Here is a 17,660-nt window from a genome sequence, read left to right as displayed (position 1 = left end):
TAACTGGATTCAATAACAATATAAAATGTAATTAGTGTTTATTTAGCAATATCTTCACGTAACTTTAAGCTACGAAGTGCTTTGTCTAATACACCATTTACAAATTTGTATGACTCGTCAGTAGCAAAGTCTTTTGCTAGTTCAATCGCTTCATTTAATACCACTTTATGCGGTACATCAGTACGGAAAGTCAATTCAAACATAGCTAAACGCAACACAGCAAGATCAACCATATCAACATCGTCAATTTTACGAGAAAGATACGGTGATAATTTATCATCTAAAGCATCAGCGTTTTTAACCACACCCATTAACAGCTCTTTAAAGTAAGGTACGTCTGCTTTAGACATATCTTGATCTACTGCAAACTGATCTACAATCTGTGTTACACCTGCTTGAGTGATTTGCCATTGGTAAACTGCTTGTACTGCAAACTGGCGAGCACGGCGACGTTCAGCTGGTTTCATTGCCATTATCCTAATTCCGCCATTACGTTAACCATTTCTAACGCACTTAAAGCAGCTTCATTACCTTTGTTACCCATTTTAGTACCAGCACGCTCAATCGCTTGATCGATAGAGTCAGTAGAAAGTACACCAAATGCAACTGGTACACTGTAGTCTAAAGAAACTTGTGCTAACCCTTTATTACATTCGTTAACCACTAATTCAAAGTGCGGTGTACCACCACGAATAACACAACCTAATGCCACGATTGCATCGAATTTTTCAGATGCAGCAACACGCTTAGCAGTTAGTGGTAACTCAACAGCGCCAGGTACACGAACTACAGTGATATTGTCATCTGCAATTTGACCAGTTCGTTTAAGGGTATCAACGGCACCAGCTAATAATTGCTCGTTAATAAAGCTGTTAAAGCGAGAAATCACGATTGCGATTTTAGCGTGTGGAGCGGCTAAGCCACCTTCAATTATTTTCATTTTCTACCCTTATTACAAAATTTTGTGCATTCTAACACAATTTATTTCTATATCGACACTGTTTATTCAGTGATATATTCAACCACTTCAAGACCAAAACCTGAAAGTGCATGATATTTCTTCTGCGAACTAAATAGTGCCATTTTCTGAACACCTAGGTCACGTAGTATTTGCGAGCCTACACCAACACGACGGCTAGCGCCTTGTGCTTTGGCAGCAACACGTTCACCAGCATCTTCTTGCTTGATATATTTAATTTGTTCAATTAATGATTCAGCTGTTTCTTGGTGCCCTAACATCACTAATACACCGCCATCTTTTGCTAAACGTGCTAAAGCGGTATGCATTGGCCATGTACGTGGCGCTAAACGATCTGAGAAGAAGTTATCAGCAAAGGTATTTTGTAAGTGAACACGTACATTAGTCGTATCGTCCGCTTTTACTTCACCATTTACTAGCGCAAAATGCACTTGCTTATCAATAGTGTCTTGGTAAGCAACGAGGTCAAATTCACCAAACTCAGTGGGTAATTTACACTCGCTAACACGTTCGATAGTTGTTTCATTGTTGTTACGGTATTCAATTAAGTCCGCTACCGTACCTAATTTAATGTCATGTTTTTCAGCAAAAATCTCTAAATCAGCTCGGCGAGCCATGCTGCCGTCTTCTTTTAGAATTTCTACAATCACACCAGCAGGCTCACGACCAGCTAGACGAGCTAAATCACAACCCGCTTCAGTATGTCCTGCACGTGTTAATACACCACCTTCTTGTGCTTTTAGTGGGAAAATATGACCAGGCATTACAATATCAGTTGGTTTTGCATCTTTTGCGATAGCAGCTAATACAGTGACAGCTCGGTCTGCTGCTGAAATACCAGTAGTCACGCCTTCAGCAGCCTCGATAGAAACAGTGAAGTTAGTTGAGAATGCGGCGGTGTTATCTTCTACCATTAATGGTAATTTAAGTTGTTCACAACGCTGCTCTGTTAGGGTTAAACAGATTAAGCCTCGACCGTGTGTCGCCATAAAGTTAATCGCTTCTGGTGTCACCATATCCGCAGCCATGATCAGATCACCTTCATTCTCGCGATCTTCATCATCCATTAGGATAACCATTTTACCTAAGCGAATATCTTCGATAATTTCTGAACTTGTATTCAACTTCATTTTTTGCCCTTAATGCTTTGTACTACTAAAAGAGGTACATATACCAATCACGCTAATTAACTGATCTATTTTACTGGTAAAAATAACTTATTTCTTTGTTGTGATTTTCGCAAATAGAATAACTATTAAAGAGTTAACATCTTTTGGTTAATTCTCCGATAGACTATTAACGAAGTTAATCGTCGAAAGGCTTAAATTACGCCTTGAACTAAGTCACTTTCCCTGTGCAAAATTTAGTTCACTTATTTAATGTAATTGGTATTCAATTTTTATTAACCCATGAAACCGCTTTTTGCTAGCAGCTCCATTGTTGTTTGTTGTTTTTCAGTTGGTTGTGCGGCTTGCTCACCTAACATTAAACGCTCTAGGTAACGCGCAATCACATCAACTTCTAAGTTAACTTGGCTACCGACACGGTATTGCTGCATAGTCGTTTGACTGATGGTGTGCGGGATAATAGTTAATTTAAACTGAGCACCGTCTACATCGTTGGTGGTTAAACTAATACCATCAACGGTAATTGATCCTTTTTTAGCAATATATTTAGCTAAATTGCTTGGTGCTTTTATCCAATATTCAACGGCATTACCTAAAGGAGAAATGGCAGTAACTTCACCAATACCGTCTACATGACCGCTGACAATATGGCCGCCAAAACGGTCATTCATCTGCATTGCCTTCTCTAAATTCACTAAGAATCCAGGCTGGATGCCAGAAAAAGCACTCAACTTCAGCGTTTCATAGGAAAGGTCAACATCAAAGCTGTCTTCAGTTAAACGTGTGACAGTTAAGCAAACACCATTATTGGCAATACTATCACCCAGTTTAACATCCTCCATGCCTAACTCTCCAGCATGTACAGTAATGGTCATATCTTTTTCATTTTTCTTAATTGCAGTGACTTTACCCACTGCCGCTACTATGCCTGTAAACATATTACTCTCGATGGTTAATCAGACGGATATCCTCACCTACTTTTACAACTGAATGTAATTGCAGTTTAACGATATCGTTCATCGTGGAAAATTCTGGTAAGTTTACTAAGTTTCTACCCTGATCGCCCAGTAATTTTGGTGCTTGGTAAAGAATAAATTCATCTACCAAATCCTTTTTAAAAAACTCACCGGCTAAGGTTGCGCCAGCTTCGACCCATAAGTCATTAATTTCGCGAGCATTAAGCGCTATCAATAAGGCTTGTAAATCAACTTGATCATCGCTGTTGGCAGGCACAATAATTTGTTCAATTTGTGCTTTTTTACTGGAGAATTCCGCAGAATCACGCGCCACAGTAGAAACAATCCATACCTTGCCAGGTAGATCAAACAGTTTTTCGTTCAAGCTTAGTTTATTCTGTGAGTCTAAAATAATGCGTATTGGTTGACGTAATTCAGCTTCACTCATTATTGCAGAATCAAAATCAGTACTCTTCAATAGCTCTTGATAGCGAACATTCAGACTAGGGTCATCGGCAAATACGGTTTGATTACCGGTCAAAATAGCACTTTGTTGAGCACGGTAATATTGAACATCAGCACGAGCAGAAGGCCCAGTTATCCATTTACTTTGACCATTTTTTAAGGCGGTTTTACCATCTAAACTGGACGCCATTTTTACTGTAATACGTGGACGCTTATATTTCATTCGCGTGAGAAAGCCTAAATTTAACGCTTCCGCTTCCGCTGTTAATAAACCAACATCAACCTGTATACCCGCTTCTTCTAAAATACGAATACCACCACCAGCTACTTTAGGGTTGGGATCAACCATAGCAACAATGACACGTTTTACACCCGCTTTCACTAACGCTAATGCGCATGGTCCTGTGCGACCAAAATGTGCACAAGGCTCTAAGGTCACATAACAGGTAGCATTAGTAGCTTGCGCTCCAGCCATCGCTAAAGCATGTACTTCTGCATGTGGAGTGCCTGCTTTTTGATGAAAACCTTCACCAACAATTCCTCCATCTTTGACAATCACACAACCCACATTAGGGTTGGGAGAAGTGGTGAAGCGGCCTTTTTTAGCAAGTGATAAGGCAAGTTGCATGAAATTATTATCAGAATCAGTAAATGGCATCTATTAATACTTTTTTAATTATTGAACTGTTTATTTGTTTGGAATATCTAGTTTGGCGATCTCTTCACCAAACTCTTTAATATCTTCAAAAGAACGATACACAGAAGCAAATCGGATGTAAGCGATTTTATCTAACCCTTTTAGAAGATCCATCACCAACTCACCGACCATCTTACTTGGAATTTCTCGCTCACCTGTTGCTCGCAAAGTGGACTTTAATTTATTAACTGCACTCTCAACAGCTTCAATGCTGACCGGCCTTTTCTCTAGTGCGATATTAATACCTGCCAGCAGTTTTTCTTCGTTAAAAGGTTCACGACTACCATCAGATTTTATTAAACGAGGCATAATTAATTCAGCAAGCTCAAAGGTGGTAAAACGCTCATTACATTCGTTACATAAACGACGGCGACGTACCTGTGAACCTTCAGATACCAAACGAGAATCGATCACCTTGGTATCTTGAGCGTGGCAAAAAGGACAAAACATGGCGTATTTCTCTGTGTAATAAACGGGAGTTACTTATATGGGGCTTAAACACTCAAGTAAGCAACTAATATTAAAGATTAAAATTGCTCAGTAAGTTAACATAAATTTCACAATATTTGGGATTTTTATCGGCAATATTTAGTAATTTGCTGCGAATAATGAATCGCTATTTTACTGCGTTTATTTTCTGGTAAAGGAAACAGAACCTAAATCTGCCTCGGTACATATTATGTAGTTAGAATACAGAGCATATAAAGTACAAGGTCACCTAGCTTTCAACGGGTAGTTGGTTTGCTCTATCCGATACTATAGACTGTTATTATTGTAATTATCCCCTTGATAAATTTATCAATAACCTGAGAGGCTGTATGGCACAAGAAAAGATGGTAGTAGGCGGAGGTTGCTTCTGGTGTGTAGAAGCTGCTTTTAATCAAATTGAAGGCGTTATTAACGCGGTTTCCGGTTACGCAGGCGGCAATGCATCAGATGCAAACTATAAAGCCGTATGTACTGGTGAGACTCAACATGTTGAAGTCGTTGAAATTACTTTTGATAATCAAGTGATCAACTTTACACAATTATTAACACTGTTTTTTACGGTGCACGATGCAAGCCAAGTTAATCGACAAGGTAACGATATCGGTACTCAATATCGTACTGTTATATTTTATCAAAGCAGTGAGCAACAACAAATCGCTGAACAGATGATCAACGAAATCAATCAACAACAACTATTTGGTCAAGATATTGTGACTCAACTTGAACCTGCTTGTGAGTTTTTTGTGGCAGAAGATTACCACCAAAATTACTACCTTAATAACCCTAACCAAGGTTATTGTATGGCTGTTATTGCACCTAAGTTCCAAAAATTTAAAGAACAGCATCAAGCATTATTAAAACAGTAGGTTGAGGTCAAGCCATAAACAAATAAGCCCCGTACACAGTACGAGGCTTATTATATTGATAATAATGAAGTTAGTTAGCTAATATAAGTTGGTGGTGTAATAAAGCCTTGGTATCCGTTAGCATGTAAACTCTTCAGCATGTCTAACTGCTCTTGGTCCTCTACAGCTGTGATAATCACTTCAATATCTAAACCACGCGCGGTGTTAATCACGGCACGACTTAATGCTAGACGTTCTGTTAATTCATCAACTTCCATCTCATTTTTCAAGTTACAAGATAAAGATTGATCTAACTTAACATAGTCAGGTTTAATTGTTTGTAAGTAAGCCACTGAGCCAATTTCTCGACCATAGTGGTCAATACCGACTTTACCACCCTGCTGTTTAACGATATTAGTAAATTTCTGAGACTGTTTAGGATAAGTTAATACCGTACTTTCTTGAATCTCAAAATGGTAACGTTGTGGATTTTTTTGACGGCTCATAAATAAGCCTAACCAGTCATGGAAATGCAAATCTAAAATACTATCCTGGGTAATGTTTATCGCCACTTTTTCTTGTTTCGATAAAATAGTTGAGTGTTCCGCAATCACTTTTAATAAAGATTGGTCAAACTCACTACCTAATTCTAATTGTTCAATATAAGGCATAAATTGCGCCGCACGAACTACATTTTCTTCAATTTGTAAGCCACTGTAAATCTCACGTTGCATCACAGTACCATCAGCAAAAGATAATGCTGGGTGCCACTGTAATAGGAAGTTACGTTTAACGATTGCCTCTTGTAATAGCTCACGCCATTGCTCTATCTGCGTATCTTGTTGTTCGTTGTTATCAAACCATTGGCAAACTTCTTTTTCCGCTAATGCAGACTGTAATGCATTATCGGCGTTACCTAATAATTGAGAAGCCGTCATGCCTTGTGCTCTAACTGCCACACCAATAGCAAACTGATCTTCTTCATTATAATTTGCACTCACCATCGCCTGATTAATAATGCGGATAACATTTTGTAAATACACTTTTAATTGCTCAGGTGACGCTTTAGTCACTAAAAATACAAACTCACGACTAGATATACGCGCAATAACACACGGTGCAATACTAGGTAATGAGGCTTGCATCTCTTTTGCTAAAATTTGAATAGTGCTATCACGTACTTGGTAGCCAAACTGATCATCAATCTCTTGTAACCAATCTAATCGAGCAATTAACACACCTCCATAACCCGGATCTTTCATCCAGCTACCTAATTGACCATTCAAATATAAACGGTTTGGTAGTTGAGATACTTTATCGGTTAATTTTTCATTTTTTAATGAAACCACTTCTTTATCAAGCTGAGAAAAAACCGTTTGTAACTGTCTAGACATACTATTAATCGCTAATACCACTTCTTTTAACTCGATTGTTTCTGGTATCGCTAAGTCAGGTTGAAATTCGCGTTTGGCAATCAATTTCGCCTGGTCAGCCACACGGTGCAGTGGCGCTAGAATTCTTGTGAGACGTAAACGTAATAAAATAACTGATAAGATAAATAAGACACCTAATGTAATCAGTGTATCTGTCATTACTTTCCATAATTGGCTGTAACCAATAGCAGGGTTAGCCTCCAGTTTCAAAGTCGCTAACTGTATCCAGCCATTATTAATGGTGCTTTCGGTACTTTGTACATCAAATAAATTAAGGTTAGTGAACCACTCTGGCACACTGTCAGCTTGTACTGGGTTTTCCCATACCTGATTTTTACCATTTTCAAGCCATGTAAGGCTGACTTTTTTGTAAAATCCACCTTCAAAAATAACATTGATAACCGTTTCAGCAGATGCAATATCGCCCGTCTCTAAGTGTGGTTTCAACATTAGCGTTAATGCATTTGTTGTGTTATTTAAGTCAGAGGAGATCTGGCTGTCCATAAACGTTTTGGTTTCGGTAAACTGAAAATACATCAAGCTCGTTACTACTAGTAAAAATAGCCCTACTAGTAAAGAGTTGATCTGATTAAACAGTGTCATAAATATGTTACTCCATTGATAATACAGGTTGTTTTAATTTGTTAAGGCCCATACGAATATTTAAATCGTTCCATCGTTTGAGTCTGCTTGGTTTTCCTGCGACACGGCCTTGTCTTTTTTCATTGTTTAACCATAACTTTTTACCATTAAAGCTATATATAGGAACTAAATCTTTTCGGTTATTAGATTTTTTTATTCGACCATCGATGTTATCTAAAATTAATGGCTCCGCTGTTGGAGTTTCATAATAAGCAACAACCATGTGATATTGGTTTAAAGTTAGTGACTTAACCATCACAATACGAAGCTTTTCATCATCAACACCAATCGCTAATAGAGTGAAGTACTTAGCTAAAGCAAAGTCTTCACAATCTCCGGCGTTAACGCCAATAAATTCTACGGGTGTTGCCCAATAGTTACTCTCACCCCATAATTTTTTATCCGTTGTAAAACGCAATTGATTAAAAAATCGGTTGGTGCGTAGTAACTTGTCCTGCTCACTGTCATAGCGTTCGTTTAATAGCTTTAACCAAGCTTTTCCACGCAGTGCTGCGCGTTCTCCATAATTTTTACTCAACGTAGAAATTAACTTACTTGTGTTAAAGCTTAATGAACTACTAGCATAGGTATAAAGGTTACTTATGTATAAAAGCAACGCAGTGAATATGAACTTTTTGAGTAATGACACTTTTTTAGTTTTTATAAAGCGTATTACTCACGATCATCAACACTATAAATATTCCATTTCATATCAATGACTTCTTTACCGCCAGCAATCTCAGCTACAATTCGACGATTCTGTGCATTAGCAAAATCGCTGTTTCCTTCTACTAACAGTTGCTCGAAGCCATAACCTTTTGCTTCAACACGTGCAGGGTCAACACTGTATCTATTCACTAAAATGGATTTAACCGCTTCAGCACGTCTTAGAGAAAGTGCTTTATTATATTGCGCTCCACCAACAAGGCTTGTATGCCCTTCAATTGATACATTCACCGACTGATAATCTTTCATCAGTGCTGCTAATTTTTGTATTTCAGGAAAATATTTAGCTTCAACAACTGATGAATCAGTAGCGAAATTCACTAATAATGTTACACGCACTTTTTCAATAACATCCATCCCACAACCATCGTTGCCAATAGCCGCGCCTAATGGAGTATCTAAACAATTATCTCGCGCATTGATAACCCCATCACCTTCAGGATCAGATAAATCATAAAGCTGTTCTGTGGTAACATTTGCTGTATCAATTACATTAATTGAACAACCACTTAATAAAAAAGCACCGGCTAATAAACTAATCTTTTTCATTGTATACTCCACCATCGAATTCTTGCTCCCCTTTCCACGCTTCAGGACGTGTTACACGTAAAGAATCTAACAGTATACCCATCGCATGTAAAATTCTGTATTGCGCTGTAATTTCATCAAATTCCGCTTCCAAGAAGTCATTTCTTGCTTGGAAAAGCTCATTTTCTGTATCTAATAAATCCAGTAAGCTACGTTGACCAATTTTAAACTGCTCTTTGTAATCTTCTTGTGAATCCTTAGCGGCAATAACGTGCATTTTGATATATTGCTTCTGTTTGTTCAATAATTCATAAGCATCCCAAGAAAGCAGAAAGCCTTCTTTTACTTCACGATGTGCTTTCATATTTAATGCTTTTGCTTCATTAATTTTATAAGCGGTTTCTTTTGCATAAGCTTTATCTCGACCACCATTATATAGGTTGTATCTAAAGCGCAGCATAGCAACCACATCGTCGTTATTACCGCCAACATCATTGGTGCCGTTATAGCCATCAACCCCATCAATATTATCGTTAAAGTTAGCTTCGATTTCTAAATTTAATTCAGGGTAAAAGGTAGACTTAGCGCTTTTATATTGTGCATTTGCAGATTGGATATCATTAGTTGATGCCCAAATAGATGGATGATTTTTAAGCGCTAAGGCTAATCCTTCTGCCTGCGTTTTTGGCAACATGCTACTATCAGGAAAAGGGATCACTAAATTTTCAGGCCTTTGATCAACAACACTATAAAACATGGTTTTGCTGTCTAAATAGTTATTTTTAGCCGCAATCAAATTAGACTCAGCTTGCGCTAAACGACCACTAATTTGTGATAAATCAGCTTTACTGCTGAAACCTGACTCGGTTCGTTCTTTTATCTGGTCGTAAATATCAATATGCGATTGTAAGTTCTTCTCTGATAAAGCAACTAATTTTTCAGCTTCAATTAGGTCGATATACACATTCACCACATCTAAACTGATATCTTCAGCAATTGAGTGCAGGCGCCATTGTTCTGCACTAGTTGCATAACTAGTACGGTCAACTTCACTAGTACTTTTAAAGCCATTAAAAACATTTTGAGTCAAGCTCAAGCCTAGTTCACGTCTTGTCAACTCCTCAGTATTATCTAAGCTGTCGGTGTAACGTCTAGTGGTTGGGCTGTCAGTATATTCATAACCAATCCCCCCCGTTGCTTCAAGTGTTGGGTAGAAGTCTGCTTCAGCTTGCTCAACCTGCTTCTCTTTTACTTTAAACTGTGTAAATGAGGCATGAATCTCTGGGTTAGTATCTAACGTATGTGCTACTGCTTGCTCTAAAGATTGACTTTGAGCTTGAAACGGTAGTAATGCCAGTGAGCTAAAAGCAACTAAAACGGCTTTTTTAGTCATTCCATTTTGTAATGATTTCATTCTTTCTCCATATCCTTTACTCAACTTAATACTCTCGTAAAGCCGATTCTTTGGCTCTTAAAATTGGATTAAACATATATTCAAGTACGGTTCTCTTACTTACCATGACATCGACACTGGTCAACATACCGGGAATAATAGACATTTCCGTTTTATTATTTTTATTGATAGCAGACTCAGTAGTACGAATTCTCACGATATAGAAGCTATTACCCTCCTCATCTTGTGTTGTATCGGCACTAATTAACTCAACAACACCATCTAATGCGCCATATCTTGTAAAATCATAAGCCGTAATTTTCACTCTCGCAGGCAAGCCTACGTGGATAAAGGCAATATCTTTAGGGATAATTTTAGCTTCAACCAACAACTTATCTTCTGTTGGCACTATCTCTAATAATACCTGACCTGGTTTAACGACTCCACCTAAAGTATTGATGTGTAGTGTTTTTATTGTACCTACCACAGGAGAGGTAATTAATGCTTTACTCACTTTATCCTGCACGCCAACTTGTGCTTCCGTAATACTAGATAACGCGGCCTGCTTTTCGTTGAGCTGCGCTCTTGCATCTTTACGGAACTCTAAAACTAGCTCTTGACGTTTAAGAATAGACTCCTGCAAGGCCGATTCATTTCTCGGTAATTGCGTTTGTAATGCACGTAATTCACCATTTAACTCATTGACCGACCTTTCTAGTTTTAATAATTCAACTTCAGGTACAATATTTTTTTGCGCTAATGGGCGAGTTAACTTTAATTCACGATTCGCTAAATTTAGGCTGCTTCTTAATGTACGCATTTTTGATTGCAGCTCGGTTATCTCTTGTTGTCTTTGTTTAATTTGTTGAGCCTGGATAGCCACTTGGTTTTCTAAGCTATTTAAACGACCTATATATTCGTCTTGTTGCTGTTCAACCAATGCAGCTGCCGTAGTTTGCATATCTTCAGGGAACTCTAGTTTCTTTTGCTGAATTTGAATTTGTAAGCTCCAATCCTCAACATTTGAAATTAAAATGCTACTTAACTCCGCACGTAATCGAATAATATCCGCTCTTAACGCATCCACTTCTTGGCTTTGTTGTGCTAAATCAGAGCGAAAACGCGTATCATCGATTCGCGCTAAGGGCTGTCCTTTGGTCACCTCCATCCCTTCTTTCACATATAACTCTTGGAGAATACCACCATCTAAACTTTGAATAACTTGTACCTGCGAGGAAGGCACAACTTTACCATCACCTCTCACTACTCGGTCTAACTTAGCGAAGTATGCCCATACAAAAAAACATAGAAATAAAGCAAATAAGGCCCAAATAGTTAATCGTTGTGCTGTAGGTGTTTCGGTTAGCATTGCCCCGTAAACGTCATCAGCCATCTCTAAGTCTTGTTTAGAAACTTTCATTATTCAGTTCCTTTTGTTGCTGCAGCATATTGACCAGACGCAAGCTTTTCTAACACACTATCTTTGGCGCCATCAGCAACAATTTTGCCATTATCTACAATTATAATACGGTCAACTAGTTGTAAAAGATGCATTTTATGTGTAATTAATAACATACTGCGGTTTTTAACGGTTTGCTTCATAGAGTTGATAAACTGCTTTTCAGCACGTGCATCTAAACTTGCAGTGGGTTCATCTAACAATAATATTTGCGGATCGTTGAGAATAGTACGCGCTAAGGCAACCGCTTGTCTTTGTCCTCGTGACAAGGATATCCCGCCCTCTCCAACTTGTAAGTCTAAACCCTCAGAGGCTAAATCGGTGAACAAGCAAACACCTGATAATTGTGCTGCTCTTAGCAATTGATATTCGGTTACTTGTCGTGTACCAAACAGAATATTATCTTTAATGGTGCCATGAAAAAGCGTGATATCTTGTGGTAAATAACCAATATTACTACGCAGATCACTTGGATGGATCTGCTCCTGATGTAACCCATCATAACGAATACTACCAGAGGAAGGTTTGTATAAGCCTAAGATAAGTTTCGCTAAAGTTGTTTTACCCGAACCGTTACGTCCAATAATCGCCACTTTTTCGTTTGGTTTAATTTTTAACGAAAATGGATATAAGGCGGTTTTTTCACTGTTAGGGTATTTGAAAGAAACCTGTTCACACTCAATATTACCTTCTAATTTATTGCGGCTAACTAAATGCCCTTTATTTTCAAACTCACTTTCTTGTTCCATTATTCCGTCAATTTGACGCAATGAACTCATTGTTTGATTGTATCGAGTCATTAAAGCAGCTATTCTTGCCATCGGGCCAATGGCTCTACTTGAAAGCATGACAGCAGCAATAATTGCCCCCATCGAAATCAACCCTTCTGATACACGATAAACACCTAAAACGATCACAGCAATAACCGATGCTTGGATAACAAAACTAGAAACATTAGACACAGAGTTAGTGATCATTTTAACTTTTAGCTGCCATTTAGCAGTATGTCCAACCATCTGTTGCCAAGTATGTTGAATAAGCCCTTCAGCCCCATTGGCTTTTATCGATTCTAATGAAGATAAACTTTCTACAAGGTGGCCATGACGTAATCCAGAAAATTTATTACTTTCTTCAATTGCTACCTTTAATCGAGATTGTACAATAAAGCTATAACCGATAATCAACAAAGTAGCGACCACAGGAAAATACACGAGATCGCCTGCGACTAACCAAATAATAAACATAAATAGAATCGAAAACGGCAAATCAACCAGTGCCGTAATCGTCGCTGAGGATAAGAATTCGCGCACACTATCGAACTCACCAAGTTGCCTTGCCATCCCACCAACACTTGAAGATCGTTTTTCTAATGGAATGCCTATCACTTTTGAAAAAAGCTTTGAAGAGATTTCTACATCAACCTTTTTTCCTGCCACATCAATTAAATAGGCCCTGATTTGCTTTAATATAAAATCAAATATATAAGCGGCAAAAGCACCAATTGCCAGTACCCATAATGTTTCGAACGCTAAGTTAGGAACAACTTTATCGTAAACATTCATAACAAAAAGAGGAGATAATAAAGCAAAGATGTTAATTAGAACGGAGGCAATAATGACATCGCGATAAATGGAAGCAGATTCTTTTATACTATCCCATAACCAATTATCTGTAGATTCATGGATATGCACATCAAAATGTCGGTCTCCATGATACTTTTGCTTAATTAAGAAAAGATAACCAACATAATCAGATTCTAATACTTCAATACTAAGTACTTCTTGCCCCCCAGTTTCAGGGAAAGACACTTTGGCTTCATTGGTATGAGAGTCTATTTCATGAAGAATACAAGCTCGTTTATTTTTAAGCATTAAAATACAAGGTAGTAACATACCTGGTATTGAATTTAAGCTGCGTCTATCTAACTTCGCACTTAACCCAGCTCGGCTAGCAGCCTGAGGTACTAATTCAGGTGATAAATGCTGTTGACCTAAAGGTAAGCCTGCCGCCAAAGCCTCTGCTGAACAGGGTGTAGAGAAATATTCACTTAATAAGACTAGGCAGTCTAGTAAAGGATCATGTCCAATACGTGTTGAGGCATTTATTGCCCATTTTGGGGGCTTATTATTATTTTGTTCCAAACGTAACCCTTTCTATTAATAGGTATAATGTAACTACTGTAACAGTAGTTACATCATTGACCTATTAAATATATTTAAATGACTAATTATAGTAGTAATTTTACAAAAAAAACCACTATAAGGTTGGATCATCTAACGAAGCTGTAGAGCTTGTCACATCAGTCGTTGCATCATCAGTAATAATCAGAGCACCTTCGTCATAGAGTGTGTTTATAACAATTTCAACTTCATTATCCGATAAGTTCCCCGTAGTACTATCATTCATTCCTTCAAGTTTAGTATCTTCAAGCACGATTGTTGTATTGTCATAACCATTCTCGGTAGAAGAAATCGTTAATGTAGTATCATTTCCATCAAAACTAATATCAAAATAATTACTTAAAGTACCTGCTGATTCATCTTGTAATAGATCACTCAAGTCTAAAGCGTCCCCTTCAGCAACATTAAAATCGGTAATAGCGTCAGTATCATAAATATCTGAGGTATCCCAAACAAATGTATCGCTACCTGTACCGCCGGTCAAGATATCTCCACCAGTAGCACCGCCATCAAGAATATCATCACCTGCGCCACCAATAAGGATATCACTGGCATTTTCTCCACCAAATAATGAGTCATTACCATCCCCACCATTTAGCGTATTAACACGATTGTCACCAGAGATTAAAGTATCATTACCCTCACCACCAAGTAGTGTATTAATACCATTATTACCGCCAATTAATGTATCGTCACCAGTCCCGCCATCTAATAAGTTATCAGCGTTATCTCCTGCTGTTAACTCATCATTACCAGCTTCACCGTATAATTCATCAGAGCCATCACCGCCATCTATTGTATCGTTTCCTTCACCACCATAAATGGTGTCATTTCCACGACCACCGCTTATATCATCATTACCACCATTTCCATAAATGGTATCATTGCCTCCACGACCATCTATTGTGTCGTCACCTTCAGTCCCATTAAGTGTATTCCCCCTGTTGTTACCTTGAATATTTTCACCCTCTACAGTAGTAACAGGTATATCAGTTTCATTATTATCTGTGGAATCTGTTTCATCTACAGTACTATCAATAATTCCATCAGGACTACTATGGGTGACAGTCACATAACCCGTGGCCGTATTAGATACATTTCCGTTTTCGTCAATGACATCATAAGTAAATGAATCGATACCTGTGTAACCATCATCAGGTACATAAGTAGCAACGCCATCAACAATAGTGATAGTACCATTCTCAGGGTCGCTAATTGAATTGATAGCAAGACCATCACCAATATCATTTGATAATAAATCTAATTCAACAGAGCTACCTGTGTCCACACTGGCACCATCAGCGTGTGATAAGTTTTCGGCAACCCATATATTCTCTCCATTTACTAAACTCATATTAAGAGTCAACTCATAATCACCAGCTTGATCCCAATAGATAATCTCAATGGAATGTAGGCCTTCCGCCAACGTCAAAGATACACTGGTTTGAATACTTGCTGTAATCGCATCAAAACCAATCACCGCCTCACCATCGATTAAAAGTTCAAAGCCATCATCATGAACAACATCAATGGTATATACGCCTGCTTCTTCAACATATAAGTTACCTGTTAAGTCTATAATAGCATCGGTCGCTGTGCTTGATGATCCTCCATTGATAGTCACAATGGAATCTGCATCATTATTCAGGAATGATATAAGGTTTTCTGGCACACCTTCATCATTAACATTATCAGCAAGACCAGACTGTTGATTGACTACACCAGTTGTATTTTCATAATCAAGCTCCGTTGATATAAAGGAAATATCAGCAACTGGGTTTGCTTCAATATAGGCTTTTACAACCTCCAAATTGGTTGTATTTTGACCTTCAGCACTTTGGTCATAACCCCAATACTGCCCTGTCAAGCCAGTACTTGGCGCTTCCGCATCATCCACAGCGATAACAGTATCAGCACCATTAACAGTAACTGAGATATCCTGTGTTTCACCATTCAACGTGACAGTAAAGGTTTCAACTATGCTCTCATCTGAATCTAGATATGCAATATCGGCATTATCTACTTCATATGTCCAGTTACCATCTACATCAATAGTTAATGAACCAAGTGCATTAGCACCGGCTGTTGAAGAAGCAAAAGCCACTGTTGGTGCAAAACTACTTCTATCTGTATCATCAACATCGATGAAGGTAACTTTTCCTGAATCAGTTAAAGTAGCAGAAGTATCTGCGCTATTTTCAGAGACATCGCCCTCTGCACTATCGCCGACACTACTATCAACAATGATTTCAGTCTGATCCTCAGCACCAATAATAAGAATGGTAATCGTTTCTACGGTACCATTTAAGGTCACAGTATAGGTTTCAGTGATCTCTTCACCTTCATCTAGATGCTGAACTAATGCATTATCAACGCTATAACTCCAACTACCGTTATCATCTAATGATATATCACCTAATTTCCCCAAACTTGACGTCGAACTTGTAAAACTGATTTCAGGCTCAAAATTCTCACGATCTGTGTCATCCAGATCACCAAACTCTAAGTTACCACTTGCAGTTAATAAATCCTCCGAGTTGACATTATAATCCTCAATAACTTTAGCAAGGGCTTCACTAGTGCCTTCTGGCTCTATAGTGGTCGCATCATCTGCACCATTAATTGTAACGGTAATATCATGTGTCGTTCCATTTAACGTCACTGTATATACTTCAACTAATGACTCCCCTTCACCTAAGTATTGAACAGCACTATTATCAACTTCATAAGTCCAATTACCATCAGCATCGATTGTAATTTCACCTAGCGCCGTATCACCGTCATTTTCAGGTGAGAACTCAACGGTAGGAGCGAAGTTTTCACTATCTTCAACATCTACATCTGAAAAAGTTAATGTGCCCGAGTCAGTTAAGGTTTGAGTCGTGCTTACATCAATATCCTCAGTTACTTCACCTATATCACTATCAGAAGCGCCCACTGATATGTCTGTAGGATCATTCACTGCATTAATAGTCACATTAACCGTTTCTTCAGTTCCTTCCTCATTGATATAAGTAAAGCTATCCGTTCCATTAAAGTTAGCATCTGGCGTGTACGTAACCGTGCCATCATCATTGATTGACACCGTACCGTTAGCCCCATTAGTGACAGAAGCAACTGGCGATACGTCACTATCTTCATCTGTATCGTTAGCTAACACATTAATATTCACAGCAGTATCTTCATCAGTGATCACTGAATCTATATTGGTAATTGTTGGGTCATCTACTGCAGTAACATTTGGATCGTCGCTGACAGGCTCACCATCTACTGTGCCATCATTTGGCGTCAATGTATAAGCAGGTAAATCCTGGCCGCTATTCACTAATGCGGCACCGGCCTCGGTTAAGACGACTGTATTACCGTCAAGTGCGTAATTAATAGTGTCATCTAATGTCACCGTCACGGTGTCGCCATCTTCGTCTGATGTTGTGAATAATGCGACTGTCGCCCCCTCTACGCTGTTAGTTGCATCTTCAACAAAATCTGCAGATTTTATGATTTCTACGACTGGCGCATCATTGACGGTGGTTACCGCTGGCGTCGCTGAATCAGTGTCACCATTCACCGTGCCATCATTAGGCGTTAGGGTGAATTCAGGTAATGCTTCACCGCTGTTCACAAGCGCTGCACCGGCCTCGGTTAAGACAACCGTGTTACCCACAATTTGATAATTAGTCGTATCATCAATCGTCACCGTGACATCATCGCCGTCTTCGTCTGAGGTTTCAAACGTCGAAA

The 17,660-nt window shown here is 38.5% G+C and carries 14 protein-coding genes; 1 reads left to right on the top strand and 13 read right to left on the bottom strand.

What is annotated here, in order from left to right:
- Nucleotides 1-38 precede the first annotated feature (38 nt).
- The 6 genes from nusB to nrdR form a co-directional block, all read right to left on the bottom strand.
- Nucleotides 39-467 carry a transcription antitermination factor NusB gene (gene nusB, locus DS885_RS15340; protein ID WP_113820289.1) on the bottom strand — a complete coding sequence of 143 codons (429 nt, stop codon included), beginning with the start codon at nt 465-467 and terminating at the stop codon, nt 39-41.
- A gap of 5 nt (nt 468-472) precedes the next feature.
- Nucleotides 473-940 carry a 6,7-dimethyl-8-ribityllumazine synthase gene (gene ribH / locus DS885_RS15335; RefSeq protein ID WP_113820288.1) on the bottom strand — a complete coding sequence of 156 codons (468 nt, stop codon included), beginning with the start codon at nt 938-940 and terminating at the stop codon, nt 473-475.
- A gap of 62 nt (nt 941-1,002) precedes the next feature.
- On the bottom strand, nt 1,003-2,109 hold the full coding sequence (ribBA, locus tag DS885_RS15330; protein WP_113820287.1) for a bifunctional 3,4-dihydroxy-2-butanone-4-phosphate synthase/GTP cyclohydrolase II: 1,107 nt from the start codon (nt 2,107-2,109) through the stop codon (nt 1,003-1,005).
- A gap of 272 nt (nt 2,110-2,381) precedes the next feature.
- Entirely contained in the window at nt 2,382-3,044 is a 663-nt protein-coding gene (locus DS885_RS15325; RefSeq protein ID WP_113820286.1) for a riboflavin synthase, read from the bottom strand.
- Between the two features lies 1 nt (nt 3,045).
- Nucleotides 3,046-4,185 (bottom strand): bifunctional diaminohydroxyphosphoribosylaminopyrimidine deaminase/5-amino-6-(5-phosphoribosylamino)uracil reductase RibD, encoded by a 1,140-nt coding sequence (gene ribD, locus DS885_RS15320; protein WP_113820285.1) that lies wholly within the window; start codon nt 4,183-4,185, stop codon nt 3,046-3,048.
- A 30-nt stretch (nt 4,186-4,215) separates the two neighbouring features.
- Complete coding sequence (gene nrdR / locus DS885_RS15315) at nt 4,216-4,674, bottom strand: transcriptional regulator NrdR (RefSeq protein WP_113820284.1); 459 nt, start codon at nt 4,672-4,674, stop codon at nt 4,216-4,218.
- Nucleotides 4,675-5,042: 368 nt separating this feature from the next.
- On the opposite strand from nrdR, the gene msrA reads away from it, so the two are divergent.
- The gene (msrA, locus tag DS885_RS15310; protein WP_113820283.1) at nt 5,043-5,579 is read left to right on the top strand and encodes a peptide-methionine (S)-S-oxide reductase MsrA; all 537 of its coding nucleotides are present in this window, start codon (nt 5,043-5,045) and stop codon (nt 5,577-5,579) included.
- Nucleotides 5,580-5,653: 74 nt separating this feature from the next.
- On the opposite strand, the gene DS885_RS15305 is transcribed toward msrA, so the two are convergent.
- The 7 genes from DS885_RS15305 to DS885_RS15275 form a co-directional block, all read right to left on the bottom strand.
- Nucleotides 5,654-7,594 carry a bifunctional diguanylate cyclase/phosphodiesterase gene (locus DS885_RS15305; protein WP_113820282.1) on the bottom strand — a complete coding sequence of 647 codons (1,941 nt, stop codon included), beginning with the start codon at nt 7,592-7,594 and terminating at the stop codon, nt 5,654-5,656.
- Nucleotides 7,595-7,601: 7 nt separating this feature from the next.
- Nucleotides 7,602-8,306, bottom strand: coding sequence for a transglutaminase-like cysteine peptidase (locus DS885_RS15300; RefSeq protein ID WP_113820281.1), 705 nt, complete (start codon nt 8,304-8,306; stop codon nt 7,602-7,604).
- Nucleotides 8,306-8,908 carry an OmpA family protein gene (locus DS885_RS15295; RefSeq protein ID WP_113820280.1) on the bottom strand — a complete coding sequence of 201 codons (603 nt, stop codon included), beginning with the start codon at nt 8,906-8,908 and terminating at the stop codon, nt 8,306-8,308. The genes DS885_RS15300 and DS885_RS15295 overlap by 1 nt, the downstream gene beginning before the upstream one ends.
- Nucleotides 8,895-10,301 carry a TolC family outer membrane protein gene (locus tag DS885_RS15290; RefSeq protein ID WP_113820279.1) on the bottom strand — a complete coding sequence of 469 codons (1,407 nt, stop codon included), beginning with the start codon at nt 10,299-10,301 and terminating at the stop codon, nt 8,895-8,897. The genes DS885_RS15295 and DS885_RS15290 overlap by 14 nt, the downstream gene beginning before the upstream one ends.
- A 25-nt stretch (nt 10,302-10,326) precedes the next feature.
- Nucleotides 10,327-11,700 (bottom strand): HlyD family type I secretion periplasmic adaptor subunit, encoded by a 1,374-nt coding sequence (locus DS885_RS15285; RefSeq protein WP_113820278.1) that lies wholly within the window; start codon nt 11,698-11,700, stop codon nt 10,327-10,329.
- Nucleotides 11,700-13,880 (bottom strand): type I secretion system permease/ATPase, encoded by a 2,181-nt coding sequence (locus DS885_RS15280; RefSeq protein WP_113820277.1) that lies wholly within the window; start codon nt 13,878-13,880, stop codon nt 11,700-11,702. Before DS885_RS15280 ends, DS885_RS15285 begins: the two co-directional genes overlap by 1 nt.
- A gap of 115 nt (nt 13,881-13,995) precedes the next feature.
- Nucleotides 13,996-17,660 (bottom strand): VCBS domain-containing protein (locus tag DS885_RS15275; RefSeq protein WP_113820276.1); only part of this gene is annotated, 3,665 nt, incomplete at its 5' end.

This window comes from Psychromonas sp. B3M02 (assembly GCF_003318165.1).
Taxonomy (GTDB): domain Bacteria; phylum Pseudomonadota; class Gammaproteobacteria; order Enterobacterales; family Psychromonadaceae; genus Psychromonas.
This window is presented reverse-complemented; position numbering and strand designations above follow the sequence as displayed.

Bases quoted from the DNA above. Each gene is read 5' to 3' on its own strand.
- nusB (WP_113820289.1), bottom strand. From the start codon at position 467: ATGAAACCAGCTGAACGTCGCCGTGCTCGCCAGTTTGCAGTACAAGCA.
- ribH (WP_113820288.1), bottom strand. From the start codon at position 940: ATGAAAATAATTGAAGGTGGCTTAGCCGCTCCACACGCTAAAATCGCA.
- ribBA (WP_113820287.1), bottom strand. From the start codon at position 2,109: ATGAAGTTGAATACAAGTTCAGAAATTATCGAAGATATTCGCTTAGGT.
- DS885_RS15325 (WP_113820286.1), bottom strand. From the start codon at position 3,044: ATGTTTACAGGCATAGTAGCGGCAGTGGGTAAAGTCACTGCAATTAAG.
- ribD (WP_113820285.1), bottom strand. From the start codon at position 4,185: ATGCCATTTACTGATTCTGATAATAATTTCATGCAACTTGCCTTATCA.
- nrdR (WP_113820284.1), bottom strand. From the start codon at position 4,674: ATGTTTTGTCCTTTTTGCCACGCTCAAGATACCAAGGTGATCGATTCT.
- msrA (WP_113820283.1), top strand. From the start codon at position 5,043: ATGGCACAAGAAAAGATGGTAGTAGGCGGAGGTTGCTTCTGGTGTGTA.
- DS885_RS15305 (WP_113820282.1), bottom strand. From the start codon at position 7,594: ATGACACTGTTTAATCAGATCAACTCTTTACTAGTAGGGCTATTTTTA.
- DS885_RS15295 (WP_113820280.1), bottom strand. From the start codon at position 8,908: ATGAAAAAGATTAGTTTATTAGCCGGTGCTTTTTTATTAAGTGGTTGT.
- DS885_RS15290 (WP_113820279.1), bottom strand. From the start codon at position 10,301: ATGAAATCATTACAAAATGGAATGACTAAAAAAGCCGTTTTAGTTGCT.
- DS885_RS15285 (WP_113820278.1), bottom strand. From the start codon at position 11,700: ATGAAAGTTTCTAAACAAGACTTAGAGATGGCTGATGACGTTTACGGG.